This window comes from Embleya sp. NPDC020886 (genome assembly GCF_044333915.1).
GTDB lineage: Bacteria > Actinomycetota > Actinomycetes > Streptomycetales > Streptomycetaceae > Embleya.
In genome coordinates, this window is record NZ_JBIRRX010000006.1 from 15,795 (window position 1) to 31,778 (window position 15,984).

Below are 15,984 nucleotides of genomic sequence, written 5' to 3' on the forward strand. Positions count from 1 at the left end.
GGGTCATTTCATGCTGCGCATCGCCGTCCCCAACAAGGGTTCCCTCTCCGAGCCTGCGTCGGCGATGCTCCATGAGGCCGGCTACCGCCAGCGCAAGCACTCCAAGGAACTGGTCCTCACCGACCCCGACAACAACGTCGAGTTCTTCTTCCTGCGCCCGCGCGACATCGCCATCTACGTCGGCTCCGGCCGGCTCGACGCCGGCATCACCGGGCGCGACCTGCTGATGGACTCGGGCGCCGAGGCCGAGGAGATCCTGCAACTGGGGCTGGCCCAGGCCACCTTCCGCTACGCCGCGCCCGCCGCGCTGGCACGCGAGCTGGCCGGGCAGGGCAAGAAGGGCCTGGCCGGGCTGCGGGTGGCGTCCTCCTACATCGGGATCGTCGAGCGCGACTTCGCCGAGCACGACATCGAGGCCGCCGCGCTGGTCAAGCTGGACGGCGCGGTGGAGACCGCGATCCAGCTCGGCGTCGCGGACGTGATCGCCGACGTCGTGGAGACCGGCACCACGCTCGCGCAGGCGGGCCTGGAGGTGTTCGGCGAGCCGATCCTGCGCTCGGAGGCGGTGCTCATCCGGCGCGCCGGCGCGGAGAGCTCGCCCGCGCTGGAACAACTGGTGCGCCGGCTGCGGGGCGTCCTGGTCGCACGCAGCTACGTGATGATGGACTACGACATCCGGGTCGAGCGGGTGGAGGCGGCGGTCACGCTGACCCCGGGCCTGGAGTCGCCCACGGTCAGCCCGCTGCACAACGAGGGCTGGGTCGCGGTGCGCGCGATGGTCCCGCGCAAGAACGCCCAGCAGATCATGGACGACCTGTGGGAGATCGGCGCCCGCGCGATCCTGGTCACCGGCATCCACGCCTGCCGCCTCTGAACCCGATCGGTCCGTCACCGCGTGCGGTGGCGGACCGATCACCCTCTCTCACCCCGGAGAACCGTTCCGCCATGAGCACCCCCACCCCCGCCGCCGACCTCCCGCGCACCTGGTACGCCCGGCGCAGTCGGCTCATCACCGCCGTGCTCGGCGTGGTCATCCTGGTCGGGCTCTGCGTGCTCGCGGTGATGTTGCCGGAAAAGGGCGGTTGGGGATTCGGCTCGCGGCTCGGCGTCGCGTGCACCGGGGTGCTCGGACTCGCCGCGATGATCATGCTCGGCCGGCCGAAGGTGGTCGCGGCGGCGGGCGGGGTGACCGTGGTCAACCTGCTGCGCACCACCCATCTGGAGTGGGCCCAGGTCGTCCGGGTCTACCTGCGCCAGGGCGACCCCTGGGTCTACATCGACATGTCCAACGGGGACACCCTGCCGGTGATGGGCATCCAGACCTCCAACGGCAAGGCCGAGGCGATCACCGCAGCGCGCGAGCTGCGCTCCCTGGCGGAGAAGTACGGCACCGCCCCGAGCACGGCGTAGTAGGCCCCGTCCCGCGCGCTACGGCCTGGGCACGTTGCGCAGGTTCGACCGGGCCATCTGGACCATCCGGCCGACGCCGCCGCTGAGGACCGTGCGGCCCGCGCTGAGTGCGAAGCCCTGGATCTGCTCGGCGGTGACCTTGGGCGGGATGGACAGCGCGTTCGGGTCGGTGACGATGTCGACCAGCGCCGGGCCCTTGTGCGCGAACGCGTCCCGCAACGCGGCGCGGACCTGCTTCGGCTTTTCCACCCGCACCCCGAACGCACCCGCCGCCCGGGCGATCGCGGCGAAGTCCGGGTTCTTGTTCGTCGTCCCGAACGGTTCGAGCCCCGCCACCATCATCTCCAGCTCGACCATGCCCAGCGACGAGTTGTCGAACAGCACGATCTTCACCGGCAACTCGGACTGCACCAGGGTCAACAGATCACCCATCAGCATCGAGAAGCCGCCGTCGCCGGAGATCGACACGACCTGTCGGCCCAGGTCCAGGAACTGCGCGCCGATCGCCTGCGGCAGCGCGTTGGCCATCGAGCCGTGCGAGAACGAACCGATGACCCGACGCCGCCCGTTCGGGGTCAGGTAGCGCGCCGCCCACACGTTGCACATGCCGGTGTCGACGGTGAAGATCGCGTCGTCGGCGGCCTCCTCGTCCAGGATCGAGGCGACGTACTCCGGGTGGATGGGCACATGCCTGTCCACCTTGCGGGTGTACGCCTTCACCACTCCCTCCAGGGCGTCCGCGTGCTTCTTGAGCATGCGATCCAGGAAGCGACGGTCGGTCTTCTCGCGCACCATCGGGGTCAGCGCGCGCAGCGTCTCGCGCACGTCCCCCCACACCGCGAGGTCCAGCTTGGTCCGTCGACCCAGGTGCGCGGGCCGGACGTCCACCTGCACCGTGGACACGTCCTGCGGCAGGAACGCGTTGTAGGGGAAATCGGTGCCCAGCAGGATCAGCAGATCCGCCTCGTGCATCGCCTCGTAGGCGGCGCCGTAGCCCAGCAGACCCGACATGCCCACGTCGAACGGATTGTCGTACTGGATGTGTTCCTTGCCGCGCAGCGCGTGCCCCACCGGCGCGTTGACCCGGTCGGCGAACGCCATCACCTCCTCGTGCGCGCCCGCCGTGCCCGCGCCGCAGAACAGGGTGACCCGCTCGGCCTCGTCGATCATCCGGGTCAACGTGGCCAGGTCCGCGTCACCGGGGCGCACCGCCGGCAGCGACGTGGGCAGCGCGACCTGGTACGTCCGCTCCGGCGCGGGGCGGTCCGCCACATCGCCCGGAAGGGTGACCACCGACACCCCGCCCAGGCCCACCGCGTGCTGGATCGCCGACTGGAGCACCCGGGGCATCTGCTCGGGCGTGCCGATCATCTCGCTGTAGTGGCTGCACTCGACGAAAAGGCGTTCGGGATGCGTCTCCTGGAAGAACGCGGTGCCGATCTCGCCGCTGGGGATGTGCGACGCGAGTGCCAGCACCGGCGCGTGCGAGCGGTGCGCGTCGAACAGGCCGTTGATCAGGTGCAGGTTGCCCGGGCCGCAACTGCCCGCACAGGCGGCCAGCCGACCGGTGAGCTGCGCCTCGGCGCCGGCGGCGAACGCGGCCACCTCCTCGTGCCGCACATGCACCCAGTCGATCGCGGCGTTGCGCCGAACGGCGTCCACGATCGGGTTGAGGCTGTCGCCCACCACGCCGTACAGCCGACGCACGCCGGCATGGGCGAGGATGTCCACGAACTGCTCGGCGACGCTCTGCTTGGCCACGGGAGACCCTTTCGTCCTGCTCGACCGGCGGGCCGGGCGCGTGCTGCCGCGCTCGCCCCTCGGCGGACAAACGATGACCGGATCAGCCCTACCCGCGCGCCGCCCGGCTATCCCCGGCCGTCCGCCAGATCCCCGTACGCCTGGAACAGGTCGGACAGGCGCAGCGTGGTCAACTCGGCCAGATCCGGCCCCTCCGGCAGCTCCACCAGGCGCACGTCGCGATACATACAGCACTTCTCGTACAGGGTGCGCACGAAGCGGGCGTTGCCCAACTCGTCGATCCAGCCCTGCTCGCGCACGTGGCCGGTGATGCTGCGCAGCTCGGCCGCCGCGTCCTCGTCCCACGTGTCGCCGCCGGCGGCCGCCATCACCTCGGCGATCCGGGCCAGGTCCTCGGCGCCGTAGGAGGGGAACTCGACCCGGGTGGTGAACCGCGACATCAGGCCCGGATTCGAGGTGAGCAGCCGATCCATGCCCTCCGGGTAGCCGGCCAGGATGATCACCAGCCGGTCCCGGTCGTCCTCGGCCCGCTTGAGCAGCACTTGGAGCGCCTCGTCGCCGTACGCGTCGCCCTTGGAGTAGCCCACGTTGGTCAGGCCGTACGCCTCGTCCACGAACAACACGCCGCCCAGCGCCGAGTCGATCAACTCGCTGGTCTTGACCGCGGTCTGGCCCAGGTACTCGCCGACCAGGTCGGAGCGCTGCGCCTCGACCAGACGGTCGCTTTCCAGCAGGCCCAGTGCGGCGAAGACCCGGCCGAGCAGTCGGGCGACGGTGGTCTTGCCGGTGCCGGAGGGGCCGGAGAAGACGAAGTGCCGCTTGGGGGCCTGTGCGGGCAGGCCCTGGGCCTCGCGCAATCGGGCCATCCGCATCTGCGCGGACAACGCGCGCACCTGCCGCTTGACCGGCTCCAGGCCGACCATCGACTCCAGTTCGGCCAGTACCAGGGCGAGTTCCTCGGGCGCGGCGGCCGGGCGCATCGGCGCGGATCGGCCGGCCGCGCGCACGTCCGCGTCGGGCTGCGGGTCGAGGTCGGCCTCGTCCGGGATCGGGTCCGGCTCGCGCTCGACCTCGGCGGCGGGCGGTGGGCCGGCGGGTGGGGGAGCGGTCGCGGGTATCGGCGGCAACACGTCCGGGAGCGGGCCCCGGCCGACCACGGGACCGGCCAGGCGTGCGGTCATCCCGCCGTACTCGTCCAGCGGTTCGCCGGCCGCCAGCGAGGACAACCGCGCGGCGGTGTCCATGAACGAGGGGTCCGCCTGGTGCACGGCTCGATACAGCGGCAACGCGGCCGGGGTGCGGCCGGTCTCCTCGTACGCGCGGGCGAGCCAGTAGCGCAGCTCCTTGCGCTGCGGGTGCTCCGAGCGGCAGCGCACCAGGGCGGTGGCGAGCACCTGTTCGGCCTTGGCGTACAGACCCAGGCGGACCCGGGCCATGCCGGCGAACAGGCCCGCCTCCACGCCCAGCAGCGCGTCGTCGTCCAGGCCCGCGGTGTGCCGGAGCAGTTGTTGCCAGTCCTTGCCCAGGTAGGCGCGGCAGGCGAGGAGGAAGCGGGTGGCCGCGTCCTGGTCGGCGGGCGGGCACAGGGCCAGCGCGGCGTCCAACTCGGGCAGGTGGCGCCCGTCCAACCAGTGCGAGGCGTGCGTGAGCGCCAGGTCGCGCGGGGTCTCCAGGACCAGTTGCACCCACCAGCCCAGCCAGTACCAGGAGTTGAGCGGCCGGCCGTATTTCGCGCGTTGCTCGCCGAAGCGTTCTCGATGGGTGTGCATGGCCACCACGGCGGTGGCCACCTCCACCTTGAGCGCATGCAGCCCCAGCCAGGCGTCGGCCATGCCCGGGTCGGCCTCGACCGCGGCCCGGAACTGCACCTCCGCCTGGCCGTATTCGCCGGCGACGTAGGCGTCCATGCCGCGCAACCAGGCCAGTTCGGCCGGACTTCCGGTGCGTGCGCCACGTTCGGTCTGTCCCACGGTGGACCCCCCTTCCCCCGGCCGGTCCTCTCCGCGTGCCCGTGTCCCCGAGGGGACTTCGAGAGGATGTCGGCCCGCTGCCGATGAATCCCGGTGCGTCCATTCCGCCCGATCGGCGACGCCCCTTAGAGCCTCTCCCGTTCCGCTGCCCGTCACGCCGACTCGCCGGCGGTCACGGATGGTGTCCGCGCCGCCACGCGTTCGTCCCCGCGCATCGTACCGAGCGGGACCCGGCAATCCGAGGGGCGAACGGTATTTGGGGTGGTGAGGTGTGCCCTCGGCGGCGAACGGGAGGGTGCCCGGGGACCCGAACGCCCCGGGGGCGGGCGCCGATCCGAGCGGCGCGAGACGAGGAAGCCCCCGGTCGCGGGGGAACGACCGGAGGCTTCGTCTCGACGCGGGGCCGGGGGAGGAATCGGCCTTCCGTCGGACCGCAAGCTATGGCGATCCGGACACAACGGTCAAGCACGCCACGCCGGGAAATCTCCGGACGCAATGCGAACTCCCCTGAACGGTCGACGGATCGGGGATCGTGCGCCCCGCGCACTCCGGGGGTGCACTGCCCGCACGCTCTCCGCGATGCTGACGCGCTCGTGTTCGTGACGCTACGGTCGGTGGATGGGCAACCTCGGGGACGCGGGCGGAACGGCAACCGGGGGCGAACCACCGCTTCGTCCCGGTGACAAGAGTGGCGGCGGGAGCGGCAGCGCGCGAGCGGTGGTGGCCGGCGCGGCCCCGCGCCGGCTGCCGCCGCGGCGCCGCAAGGCGGTGGGCGGCGGGGCGAGCGCACCCGAGCCGACCTCGGTGCCGCAGGCCCGGGTCGCGGGGGCGTCGACGGCGTGGGACGCGGGCGAGGACCCGCACCCGGCGTCGGGTTCGGCCGGGGGGTCGACCGGCGCCCTGGCTCCGGCGGCTCCCGCACCGGCGAAGGTCCCGCGCCCGGCCGGCCGGCCGATCGTGGAAACCGCGGTCGGGCTCGCGGGTCGACTCGCCCAGGCCGCGTCGGACGCCAAGTACCGCAGCGACCTGATGCGCGACCTGCTGACCGGACGCGGCACCGACCTCACCGGCTGGACCGCGTTGCCCGGCGGCCCGTTGCTGGTCGTGGTCGCCGAGGCCGACCCGGCCGCGGCGGGCGGCGACGCGCGGGCCGTCCGAGCCGGGCAGGAGGCACTGGCCCTGGCCTGGTCCACCGCGCTCGCCGCCCGGGCGCCCGAGGCGGCCGTCGCGGCGTATCCGCGCGAGGTGGTCGCCCTGCTCGGCGCGCCCGACGACGGGCAATCCGCCCGGCTGGTGGCCGAACTCGCGGCGGTGGTGCACGCGGAGTGCGCCGGCGTGATCCGCTCGTTCACCACCGGCATCAGCCGACCGGCGCACTCGCTGGACGCGTTGCCGACCGCGTACGAGCAGGCCCGGCGTGCGGTGGCGGCGGGCCGGCGCATCCATGGGCCCGGCGCGGTGGCGGACTTCGATCGACTGGGGGTCTTTCGGCTGCTGAGCCTGATCCCGGATCCGAGCGAGCTGGACCGCTTCGCGCGCGAGGCGCTGCGATCGTTGGCCCATCCGCGCGATCCGGAGGCGGCGGACCTGCGGAACACGTTGCAGGCACTGCTGGACACCAACCTCAACGTCGCCGAGACCGCGCGCCGGCTCTACGTGCACTACAACACGTTGCGATACCGGATCACCAAGCTGGAGCGGTTGTTGGGACCGTTCACCCAGGATCCGCATCTGCGGCTGAATCTGATGATCGCGCTGCAGATCGTGCGCATGCAAGGCGGCTGAGAGCGCCCGCAGTTGCCGCCCGTCGGGCGCCCTCGGCGTGGCCGGCCCGGTTCGTGCGCACGCGAGCGGCGCGCCGGCGACGGGTCTGCTTGACTGTGCACGATATTCGGGCACGGCGTGGTGTGGGGAGTGGGCATGGGTGCGCTGGATGGCGTCAAGGTGGTCGAGCTGGCCGGGATCGGACCCGGGCCGTTCGTCGGAATGATGTTGGCCGACGCGGGCGCCGAGATCGTTCGGGTCGATCGGCCCGGCGGCGCGACGATGCCCTCGATGGTGGTCGGGCGCGGGCGGCTGGGCACGCTGGAGGTCGACCTCAAGGATCCGGCCGCGCGGGACTCGGTGCTGCGCCTGATCGCCGGCGCCGACGTGCTCGTCGAGGGCTTCCGCCCGGGTGTCGCCGAGCGGCTCGGCCTGGGGCCGGACGTCTGTCTGGAGCGCAACCCCGCCCTCGTCTACGCCCGGATGACCGGCTGGGGGCAACACGGGCCGCTCGCGCCGCGGGCCGGGCACGACATCAACTACATCTCCATCTCCGGGGTGTTGCACTCCTTCGCGCGCACCGGCGAGCGCCCGGTGCCGCCGCTGAACCTGGTCGGGGACTACGGCGGCGGTGCGATGTTCTGCGCGTTCGGCATCCTCGCCGCGCTCGTGGCCGCGCGCACGTCCGGACGCGGCCAGGTCGTCGACGCGGCGATGACGGACGGCTCGGCGCTGCTCAGCGCGTTCATCCACGGCATGCGCGGGCTCGGCGGCTGGGCGGGCGAGCCGGGGAGCAACCTGCTCGACACCGGTGCGCCCTTCTACGACGTGTACACCACCGCCGACGGCCGGCACCTCGCCGTCGGTGCGATCGAACCGCAGTTCTACGCCCTGCTGTTGGCCGAACTCGGGCTCGCCGACGAGGAACTCCCGGAGCAGATGGACCGGGCCGGCTGGCCGCTCCTGCGCGAGCGGTTCGCCGCGGTGATCGCCGGTCGCACCCGGGACGAGTGGGCGGCGCTCTTCGAGCCGCTGGACGCGTGCGTGACGCCGGTGCTGACCTGGGAGGAGGCCGCCGAGCACCCGCACAACCGGGCCCGGGAGACCTTCGTCCGCCCCGACGGCATGCTGCAACCCGCCCCCGCGCCGCGCCTGTCCGACACCCCGTCGACCGCCGGCGTCGCCTCGGACCGCATCGACCCCGCGATCCTCGAAGCCTGGGGTCTCGCCCCGGAAGAAGCCAAGAACCTGACCCGGGGCACCTGACCCGACAAGCCTCGCGCGGGGCCGCGAGGCCCCGCTCGGCGACCCGCGGCACCCCGGCCTTCGGCCCGAAAGGCAGCGGGTGGTGCGGGCGGAAACCCCCGCCCAAGCCACCCCCCCCGGCCCACCCCAAGCCGGACCGCAACAGCGAATCATGGCACGCCCCATCGACCCGTGCCCGAAATTCCGCAACAAATGTTTCACCGCGTAGCGATCTCTCTACCATCGGTAGCCGCTGCTGCCGACCCACGCGAGGAACCATGGACACCACCGCACTCACCAGCCCCCTCGACGGGGCCTCCCTCCCGCGCCCCCGCGCAACCCCCACCGACGATCACATCGCGCGGCTGCTCGGCGAGACCGCTCCGGTACGGCAGCGCGTGCTCCGCCACACGGTCTACCGGGATCTCACCGACATCACCGCGATCCGGGTGTTCATGGAGCATCACGTGTTCGCCGTCTGGGACTTCATGTCCCTGCTCAAGAGCCTGCAACGGCGCCTGACCTGCGTCGAGATCCCCTGGGTGCCGCGCGGGGACGCGGAGATCCGGCGGATGGTCAACGAGATCGTGCTCGGCGAGGAGAGCGATACCACCTCGCTGGGCCCGCTCAGCCACTTCGAGCTCTACCTCGCCGCGATGGACGCCGCCGGCGCCGACACCCGCCCGGCCCGCCGCTTCCTGGGCCTGCTCGTCGACGCGGTCCCGGTGCCCGAGGCGGTCGCCGCGTGCGGCGCGCCCGCCGGTGCCGCCGCGTTCGTGACGCGAACCTGGCAGGTGGTCGAACACGCCCCGCTGCACTGCATCGCCGCGTCCTTCGCGCTCGGCCGCGAGGAACTCATCCCGCGCATGTTCGATCACCTCACCGCGCTGGACGACGGGTACGAGGGCCGGCTCGCGGTGTTCGGCGAATACCTGGCCCGGCACATCGAGGTGGACGGCGACGAGCACGGCCCGATGGCGCTGCGGCTGCTCGACCAACTGTGCGCCGCCACCGCCGACCCGGCCCGTGCGTGGCGGGAGAGCGCCGGCACCGTCACCGTCTCGCTGCGCGCCCGCGCCGACCTGTGGGACGCGGTCCGCGCGGCGATCGACGCGAATCGTTCTGCGGCCTGCTGATCCGGTTCCGACCGCCCGGAGCCGTGTGACGTGTCATATGTTGGGCGCGTGACCCACGACGCAGCCCTCTACCCCACAGACCGCCTCGGCCGCGCCCAGAAGGCAGCAGCCGACGCGGGACTGGACGCCCTGCTCATCTCGCCCGGCGCCGACCTGCGCTATCTCACCGGCTACGAGGCACTCCCGCTGGAGCGCCTGACCTGCCTGGTGGTGCCCGTCGGCGCCGATCCCTTCCTGGTCGTACCCGGCCTCGAGAAGCCCGCCGCCCTCGCGTCACCCGCGGGAGCGCTCGGCATCGACGTGGTCGGCTGGGCCGAGACCGACGACCCGTACGCGCTGATCGCCGACCGACTGCCCGCGGGCGTGACCCGGGTCGGCCTGGACAACCACATGTGGGCGGAGAAGGTGCTCGCCTTCCGCGCCGCCCTGCCCGCCGCCGAACAGTCGCTCGCCGGCGATGTGTTGCGCGAGCTGCGGATGCGCAAGTCCGCCGCCGAGGTGGCCGCGCTGCGCCGGGCCGGCGCCGCGATCGACCGGGTGCACGCCCGGGTGGGCGACTGGCTCCGGGCCGGCCGTACCGAGCGCGAGGTCGGCGCGGACATCGCCGACGCGATCATCGCCGAGGGCCACGTCCGAGTGGACTTCGTGATCGTCGGGTCCGGCCCGAACGCCGCGAGTCCGCACCACGAGCTGTCCGACCGGGTGATCGAGACCGGCGACGTGGTCGTGGTCGACATCGGCGGCACCACCGAGGACGGCTACTGCTCGGACGAGACCCGCACCTACAGCATCGGCGAGCCGCCCGCCGAGTTCCGCCGCTACTACGACGTGCTGGAGCGCGCCCAGGCCGCCCAACTGGCCGCGGTGCGACCGGGGTTGACCTGCGAGGCGCTCGACGCGGTCGGCCGCGACATCATCACCGAGGCGGGCTACGGCGAGTACTTCATCCACCGCACCGGCCACGGCATCGGCCTGGAGAGCCACGAGGAGCCGTACATCGTCGCGGGCAACAGCCTGCCCCTGGAGCCGGGCATGGCGTTCTCGATCGAGCCCGGGATCTACCTCCCGGGCACGCACGGCGCCCGGATCGAGGACATCGTGGTCTGCGGCGAGGAAGCCGGCGACCCGATGAACCTGCGCCCGCACGGCCTGGTCGTGTTGTAGCCGGGTGCGGCGGTCGACCCGTCCGGCCCGCGGCCGGCGCGGGTCGACCGCCGCGACGGGCGTCGGCACGGCCGCGTCGGTGCCGGGCCGGCGCGGGTGGGTCGCCGTACGATCGTGCGCAACGGCCGGGGGGTGAACCCCACCCGGTTCGCCGCCGCCGGTCTCCGCCGGGTCCGGCCACCTCCGGACCGCACGGAAGGACGTTCCCATGTCCGTCACGCGCACGTTGCCCACCGACGAGTCCCGTGCCCTGCTCGATCTCACCCGGGAGATCACCGCTCGCGAGATCGCCCCCCGGGCCGCCGCCGACGAGGCCGCCGGACGCTTCCCGCGCGAGTTGTTCGAACTCCTGGGCGCCGCCGGACTGCTGTCGCTGCCCTACGCCGAGGAATACGGCGGCGGCGCGCAGCCGTACGAGGTCTATCTGCAGGTGTTGGAGGAACTGGCCGCCGGGTGGCTGGCGATCGGCCTCGGGGTCTCGGTACACACCCTCGCCTGCCATCCGCTCGCCACGTTCGGCACGGCCGAGCAGCGGGCCGAGCACCTGCCCGCGATGTTGTCCGGCGACCTGCTCGGCGCGTACTGCCTGTCCGAGCCGCACTCGGGCTCGGACGCGGCGGCACTGAGCACCAAGGCGGTGGCCGACGCCGACGGGTACACCCTCACCGGCACCAAGGCGTGGATCACCCACGGCGGCGTGGCCGACTTCTACACCGTGCTGGCCCGTACCTCGGCGGAGGGTTCGCGCGGGATCAGCGCGTTCCTGGTCGACGCCGGGACAGCGGGCCTGGCCGCCGCCGCGCCCGAGCACAAGATGGGGATGCGCTCCTCGCCCACCGCGCAGATCCACCTGGACGGCGCCCGGGTGTCGGAGCGCCGCCGGATCGGCGCGGAGGGCCAGGGCTTCCCGATCGCGCTCGCCGCGCTCGACTGCGGCCGGCTGGGCATTGCCGCCTGTGCCACCGGAGTGGCCCAGGCCGCGCTGGAGTTGGCGAGCGACTACGCCAAGAACCGCTCGCAGTTCGGTGGCCCGATCGCCGACAAGCAGGGCATCCGCTTCATGCTCGCTGACATGGCCACCGCGATCGAGGCGGGCCGGGCGCTCTACCTGTCCGCGGCCCGACTGCGCGACGCGGGCCTGCCGTTCGGCCGCCAGGCGGCGATGGCCAAGCTGTTCTGCACGGACGCCGCGATGCGGGTGACCATCGACGCGGTGCAGATCCTCGGCGGCTACGGCTACACCACCGACTTCCCGGCGGAGCGCTACCTGCGCGAGGCCAAATGCCTCCAGATCGTCGAGGGCACCAACCAGATCCAACGCATGGTCATCGCCCGGGACCTGCTCCGCAACGGCTGAGCGCGATCAGCGCCGCGCGGCCGGTGAACCGGCCGCGCCGGCCAGGGCCCAGGCGAGGGTGAACGCGGCCAGGCCGATCCGGAACACCCGCAGGGCCCGGCCGATCCCCCGGACGCGCGCCGGTGAGCAGGCCCGCCGCGAAGGTGAGCGGGTAGCCGGCGATCGCCCATTCGAGCCGGGTGCTCGACGCGGGCAGCGCGACGTTGAGCACGCTCGCGTCGACCGGGTCCACGAGGGGCGCGGACAGGGTCGGCGCGAACGCGGCCCAGCGGTGCGGGGAGTACGCGGTCGGCGGGGGAGCGGGGGTGGGCATGGCGGTTTGTGCCTTTCGGGGGCCGGTGGCGGGGGTCGGGTACGGTTGCGGGATTCGGGGAGTCGCGCTGCGTACCCGAAGCGCGAACGGGTCGAGGGCGAGGAGGCGGCGGGCATGACGACGGAGCGCGTCGCGGGCGCCGATGCCGAGGACGGGCTGAGCACGGACGAGGCGATCCGGGCGATGTTGTTGCTGATGCCGAGGGTGGCCGCGCGGCTCAAGCGCACCCGGATCCCCGAGCGATTGCGCTCGATGAACCTGGCCCCGCGGCACCTGTCGTTGCTGGCCTATCTGCTCTTCGACGGCCCGCTGTCGGTCAATCAACTGGCCGCGCGGCTGGAGGTGGCGCCGACCACGGTCAGCCTCATGGTCAGCGACCTGGGTCGGCAGGGCGTCCTGGAGCGGCACACCGATCCCGTCGACCGGCGCCGGTCGATCGTGGCGATCACCGAGGATCCGCAGACCCGGACGGCGATCGAGAACTGGCTCGCCAACGGCGCCGACGCCTGGCGCCGAGCCTTCGACCCGCTCTCGCCGGAGCAGCGGGCGATCTTCGTGCGGACGATGGGCGCCTACGAGAACGGGGCCGTGCGCGAGCCGGAGTGACTCGCGCCCGTGGGCGAACCGCCGGCCGCTACCCGCCCAGTGCGGGCAGCAGGTGGGCCTCCTCGTAGGCGAAGTGCTCCTCCAGGCCGGCCAGCACCCGTTCGAACTCGGCGCGCAGCCGCCGCGCCGTCGCCCGGGTGCCGGCCTCCGGCGCGGCGGCCCGGTCCAGGATGGCCTCGAAGTCGACCAGGGCGCGTTCGACCAGGGCGTGCTCCGCACGCAGCCGCTCGATCGCCGGGACCAGGTGCGGGAATTCGCGCTCGAAGGCCGAGAACGCGCCGTCCTCGCGGGTGTGGTGCAGGCGCAGCGACCAGCAGAAGGTCAGGCAGTGTCGGCGCAGTTGCTCGGCCGGGTCGGTGTCCGGCCGGTCGGGGTCGGCCGGCTGTGCGGTGCCGGCGAGGACCTGTTCGAGCCGCTCCCGGACCCGCTCGATCTCGGCCCGCAGGTCCGCGTGGTGGCGTACCAGTTGCTCGCCGATCAGCCGGCCCCGCGTCGGGTCGCCGGACAGGTCGAGGGGGTGCAGCGCGACCACCGGGATGGTGCGGGCGGTCGCGGCGGCGTAGCCGCGAAACGCCGGGTCCCGGGTGCACTGGAGGTCCCACAGGTGCGCGCGCTCGTCACCGGTGAGCGGGACGGCTCGGGTGGCGAACGGCTTGACCCGGCCGTCCTCGGTGCCGATCTCCATCGTCACCTGGGGGTTGGCGAGCAGATTGAGGTACCACTGCGGATCCCGGGGCGCGCCCCCGTTCGAGCCGAAGATCACCTGCCGCGCGCCGTCGCGCAGCGCGACCACCGGGTGGGTGTGCGGGCGGCCGGTGCGCCGCCCGGCGGTGGTGATCAGCACCAGCGGCACACCTTCGAACATGCCGCCCACACGACCGTTGTGGGCCCGGAAGTCGGCGATGACCCGGGCGTTCGTGTCGTTCTTCACGGGAGTCGGCCCTTTGCAGTCGAGAACACATATATCTTTGCTTTGAAAGCAAATCTATTTGCAGGCTAGTCATCGCCCCGAAGCACTGTCAACGCCCGTGCGGGATCCCGCCGCACACCGAACACGCCTGCCGGCCGGGCCACTTCACCGCATGGGCGGACCCCACGCGGCGGCCTCGCGCGCGGAACCGTCCGAGCCCGGCGGACGTCTCGTCACCCATGACGCCATCCCAGCCGGCCGCCCGCCTGCGCCCCGCGCGGCCCGACGACCTGGACGCGATCGTCGACCTGCACACCCGCGCCCGCGCCGCCTACTACCGGACGGGGGGAGCGGCCGAGCACGAGATCGAGGACCCGACCCACCCGGACCCGCTCGCGAGCCGCCGGGACGCGTGGCGGCGGGCGGTGGACACCGACGCCCGCACGGTGGTGTGCGCGATCGCCGGCGACCGGGTGGTGGGCGTCGCGGCGATGGGCCGGGTAACCGGGCCGGCCGGCGAGCTGTACCAGATCCACGTGTCGCCGAAATGCTGGGGACAGGGCATCGGCACCGCGCTACACGCCGAGTTCGTGCGCTTCCTGGACCGGGAGCGGCTGTCCGAGGGACGCGTGGAGGCGTGGCGGCGCAACGAGCGGGCGATGGCCTTCTACGCCCGCCACGGCTGGTCCCCGAGCGGCGAACACCGGCCGGGACCCGCCGGGGGCGACTATGTCCGGATGCGGTTGACCGCGACCGGGTGACGGGACGGGCGCACCCGCCGGCTCACCCGGTGTGCGAGAACGGCTGGGCCCGCCAGTCCAGGCCCGCCGGGAGCACCGCGACCACGGGCGGAGGCGACACCGCCGGCGCCGGCGGCGGGACGGCGGCCCGATCGGCCGGGTCCGCGAACACCGCGCCCGACCCCGGACAGGCACGAATCCCGAACGGGTCCCGCGCACTGGGGCACACCGCGTGGTCCGGCACCACCGACGCGTCGTCGGCGCCGACCACGACCAGCACCACGCCGCACTGCGGGCACGCCCGGCGGACGCCGGCGACGGCGGTCGGGTCCACCTCCAGGCCGAACTCGAACGCGTCGTCGAAGTCCTCGACGAGAACCCGCGGTCGACCGCCCGCGGGCGCGTCTACGGCGATACTCATGGGGCTCCCCCTGTCGCCACAGCGCCGTGATGACGGCGCGCTCCGCCGACGATAGTGCGCCCGACCGGAACGTTGCAGTACCCATCCGAGCCCAATCGACACGATGCGGGAATCGTCCCCAATCCTCCCGCCGTTCGGGGCTTCCGCGCCCTCCCGCCGCGTCGCGTCGGGCCGGGACCGGCGCTACTCCTGCGGCGCGGCGTCCACCGCCCGGCGCAACTGCTCCAGCCGATACGGCACCGGCTCCCAACCCGGCCGCCCGGCCATGTCCACGTTCAACTGCACCACCGTGCGCGTGTACGCCCGCGCGAGGCCACGCGGCATCAGCGGCATCCCGGCGGGCCGGCGCCGGGAGTTGCCCTCCCGATCCGGCACCCCGGAGTGGTTGCCCCGGACCGACACCCACACGGCCTCGACCGATCCCTGCACGTGTCGCACCAGTTCCTCGCGAGCGTCCAACCAGCGGCCCAGCGCGGCCCGGGTGGGGCCGGACAGCGGCAGCACCTCGACGATCGCCGGATTGACCGAGCGCGCCTGCGGGCGCCGCACGATCCGCACCGTGCGTTCGTCCGGATCCAGGTCGGTGAGCCGCAGCGCGCACAACTCGCCGACCCGCGCGCCGGTGTCCAGGACCACCCCGATCAGCGCGAACAGCCGGATTCGACCCGGGTCGCCACCGCCGCGCTCGGCGTGCGCGGTCAGCCAGTCCAGCATCAGCGACCGCTGCCGGGCGCCCACCGGCGGCTTGAGCTCGGGCATCGCCGGTCGCTCCGGAAGCACGACCGGCACCGAACCCGCCCGGGCCAGGATCTCCAGGCAGTCCATCCGCACCCGCATGCTCGCGGTGGTGGAGACGCCGGTCCCCGCGGCCGCACGAGTACGCAGTCGACCGCTCTGCGCGAGGTCCAGATAGCGCCGCATCGGATCGGCCGACAACAGCTGCGCGAGCGAGCCGCGGGCCTCGGCCGGGAACCCCTCCTGGACCAGCGCGCGGCGCAACTCTCCCACCACCCAACGCAGTTGCCGAGCCCGCGCGGCCGAGGTGTCGGCCCGCGCGGTGACCCGAAGCAGGGCACGGTCGAGCTGGTCGAGCGCTGGGGCACGGTCCTGGGCGGCCATGGGGGCACTGTAACGACGGCCACCGACGCGGCACCGGGACGCCACACCCCACCCCGATGCCCTAGGTT

At 73.1% G+C, this 15,984-nt stretch carries 15 protein-coding genes; 9 read left to right on the top strand and 6 right to left on the bottom strand.

Annotation, left to right across the window (positions count from 1 at the left end):
* The first annotated feature begins 10 nt into the window (after window positions 1-10).
* Together hisG and ACH4U8_RS22020 are read left to right on the top strand one after the other, a co-directional pair.
* Complete coding sequence (hisG, locus tag ACH4U8_RS22015; RefSeq protein ID WP_360318525.1) at window positions 11-874, top strand: ATP phosphoribosyltransferase; 864 nt, start codon at window positions 11-13, stop codon at window positions 872-874.
* Window positions 875-945: 71 nt separating this feature from the next.
* Complete coding sequence (locus ACH4U8_RS22020) at window positions 946-1,410, top strand: PH domain-containing protein (protein WP_379989677.1); 465 nt, start codon at window positions 946-948, stop codon at window positions 1,408-1,410.
* An 18-nt stretch (window positions 1,411-1,428) separates the two neighbouring features.
* Here the strand turns inward: ACH4U8_RS22020 and ACH4U8_RS22025 are convergent, their stop codons facing one another.
* The gene (locus ACH4U8_RS22025; RefSeq protein WP_360318529.1) at window positions 1,429-3,171 is read right to left on the bottom strand and encodes a pyruvate dehydrogenase; all 1,743 of its coding nucleotides are present in this window, start codon (window positions 3,169-3,171) and stop codon (window positions 1,429-1,431) included.
* A gap of 107 nt (window positions 3,172-3,278) precedes the next feature.
* A complete protein-coding gene (locus ACH4U8_RS22030; protein WP_395780073.1) occupies window positions 3,279-5,078 on the bottom strand; it encodes an AAA family ATPase in 1,800 nt (599 codons plus the stop codon).
* A gap of 681 nt (window positions 5,079-5,759) precedes the next feature.
* On the opposite strand from ACH4U8_RS22030, the gene ACH4U8_RS22035 reads away from it, so the two are divergent.
* The 5 genes from ACH4U8_RS22035 (at window position 5,760) to ACH4U8_RS22055 (ending at window position 11,807) form a co-directional block, all read left to right on the top strand.
* Entirely contained in the window at window positions 5,760-6,926 is a 1,167-nt protein-coding gene (locus ACH4U8_RS22035) for a PucR family transcriptional regulator (protein ID WP_379989675.1), read from the top strand.
* Between the two features lie 135 nt (window positions 6,927-7,061).
* Window positions 7,062-8,171, top strand: coding sequence for a CaiB/BaiF CoA transferase family protein (locus ACH4U8_RS22040; RefSeq protein ID WP_395779575.1), 1,110 nt, complete (start codon window positions 7,062-7,064; stop codon window positions 8,169-8,171).
* Between the two features lie 257 nt (window positions 8,172-8,428).
* Entirely contained in the window at window positions 8,429-9,286 is an 858-nt protein-coding gene (locus tag ACH4U8_RS22045) for a DUF3050 domain-containing protein (protein WP_360318536.1), read from the top strand.
* 48 nt (window positions 9,287-9,334) lie between these two features.
* Entirely contained in the window at window positions 9,335-10,450 is a 1,116-nt protein-coding gene (locus ACH4U8_RS22050; protein WP_360318538.1) for a Xaa-Pro peptidase family protein, read from the top strand.
* A 208-nt stretch (window positions 10,451-10,658) separates the two neighbouring features.
* Window positions 10,659-11,807 (top strand): acyl-CoA dehydrogenase family protein, encoded by a 1,149-nt coding sequence (locus ACH4U8_RS22055; RefSeq protein ID WP_360318540.1) that lies wholly within the window; start codon window positions 10,659-10,661, stop codon window positions 11,805-11,807.
* Here the strand turns inward: ACH4U8_RS22055 and ACH4U8_RS22060 are convergent.
* Window positions 11,776-12,120, bottom strand: a complete 345-nt coding sequence (locus ACH4U8_RS22060; RefSeq protein WP_395779577.1) for a hypothetical protein — start codon at window positions 12,118-12,120, stop codon at window positions 11,776-11,778. The two genes, ACH4U8_RS22055 and ACH4U8_RS22060, sit on opposite strands and share 32 nt — an antisense overlap.
* A gap of 114 nt (window positions 12,121-12,234) precedes the next feature.
* Between ACH4U8_RS22060 and ACH4U8_RS22065 the strand changes: the two genes are divergently transcribed.
* Window positions 12,235-12,726, top strand: a complete 492-nt coding sequence (locus ACH4U8_RS22065; protein WP_360318544.1) for a MarR family winged helix-turn-helix transcriptional regulator — start codon at window positions 12,235-12,237, stop codon at window positions 12,724-12,726.
* Between the two features lie 28 nt (window positions 12,727-12,754).
* Here the strand turns inward: ACH4U8_RS22065 and ACH4U8_RS22070 are convergent, their stop codons facing one another.
* Window positions 12,755-13,657, bottom strand: a complete 903-nt coding sequence (locus ACH4U8_RS22070) for a nitroreductase/quinone reductase family protein (RefSeq protein ID WP_379991485.1) — start codon at window positions 13,655-13,657, stop codon at window positions 12,755-12,757.
* A 218-nt stretch (window positions 13,658-13,875) separates the two neighbouring features.
* Between ACH4U8_RS22070 and ACH4U8_RS22075 the strand changes: the two genes are divergently transcribed.
* Complete coding sequence (locus tag ACH4U8_RS22075; protein ID WP_395779579.1) at window positions 13,876-14,397, top strand: GNAT family N-acetyltransferase; 522 nt, start codon at window positions 13,876-13,878, stop codon at window positions 14,395-14,397.
* Between the two features lie 22 nt (window positions 14,398-14,419).
* Here the strand turns inward: ACH4U8_RS22075 and ACH4U8_RS22080 are convergent, their stop codons facing one another.
* Both ACH4U8_RS22080 and ACH4U8_RS22085 read right to left on the bottom strand, forming a co-directional pair.
* On the bottom strand, window positions 14,420-14,797 hold the full coding sequence (locus ACH4U8_RS22080; RefSeq protein ID WP_360318551.1) for a hypothetical protein: 378 nt from the start codon (window positions 14,795-14,797) through the stop codon (window positions 14,420-14,422).
* 183 nt (window positions 14,798-14,980) lie between these two features.
* A complete protein-coding gene (locus tag ACH4U8_RS22085; protein WP_379991488.1) occupies window positions 14,981-15,916 on the bottom strand; it encodes a tyrosine-type recombinase/integrase in 936 nt (311 codons plus the stop codon).
* Window positions 15,917-15,984: the final 68 nt, after the last annotated feature.

Bases quoted from the DNA above. Each gene is read 5' to 3' on its own strand.
- hisG (WP_360318525.1), top strand. From the start codon at position 11: ATGCTGCGCATCGCCGTCCCCAACAAGGGTTCCCTCTCCGAGCCTGCG.
- ACH4U8_RS22020 (WP_379989677.1), top strand. From the start codon at position 946: ATGAGCACCCCCACCCCCGCCGCCGACCTCCCGCGCACCTGGTACGCC.
- ACH4U8_RS22030 (WP_395780073.1), bottom strand. From the start codon at position 5,078: ATGGACGCCTACGTCGCCGGCGAATACGGCCAGGCGGAGGTGCAGTTC.
- ACH4U8_RS22035 (WP_379989675.1), top strand. From the start codon at position 5,760: ATGGGCAACCTCGGGGACGCGGGCGGAACGGCAACCGGGGGCGAACCA.
- ACH4U8_RS22040 (WP_395779575.1), top strand. From the start codon at position 7,062: ATGGGTGCGCTGGATGGCGTCAAGGTGGTCGAGCTGGCCGGGATCGGA.
- ACH4U8_RS22045 (WP_360318536.1), top strand. From the start codon at position 8,429: ATGGACACCACCGCACTCACCAGCCCCCTCGACGGGGCCTCCCTCCCG.
- ACH4U8_RS22055 (WP_360318540.1), top strand. From the start codon at position 10,659: ATGTCCGTCACGCGCACGTTGCCCACCGACGAGTCCCGTGCCCTGCTC.
- ACH4U8_RS22060 (WP_395779577.1), bottom strand. From the start codon at position 12,120: ATGCCCACCCCCGCTCCCCCGCCGACCGCGTACTCCCCGCACCGCTGG.
- ACH4U8_RS22065 (WP_360318544.1), top strand. From the start codon at position 12,235: ATGACGACGGAGCGCGTCGCGGGCGCCGATGCCGAGGACGGGCTGAGC.
- ACH4U8_RS22075 (WP_395779579.1), top strand. From the start codon at position 13,876: ATGACGCCATCCCAGCCGGCCGCCCGCCTGCGCCCCGCGCGGCCCGAC.
- ACH4U8_RS22080 (WP_360318551.1), bottom strand. From the start codon at position 14,797: ATGAGTATCGCCGTAGACGCGCCCGCGGGCGGTCGACCGCGGGTTCTC.
- ACH4U8_RS22085 (WP_379991488.1), bottom strand. From the start codon at position 15,916: ATGGCCGCCCAGGACCGTGCCCCAGCGCTCGACCAGCTCGACCGTGCC.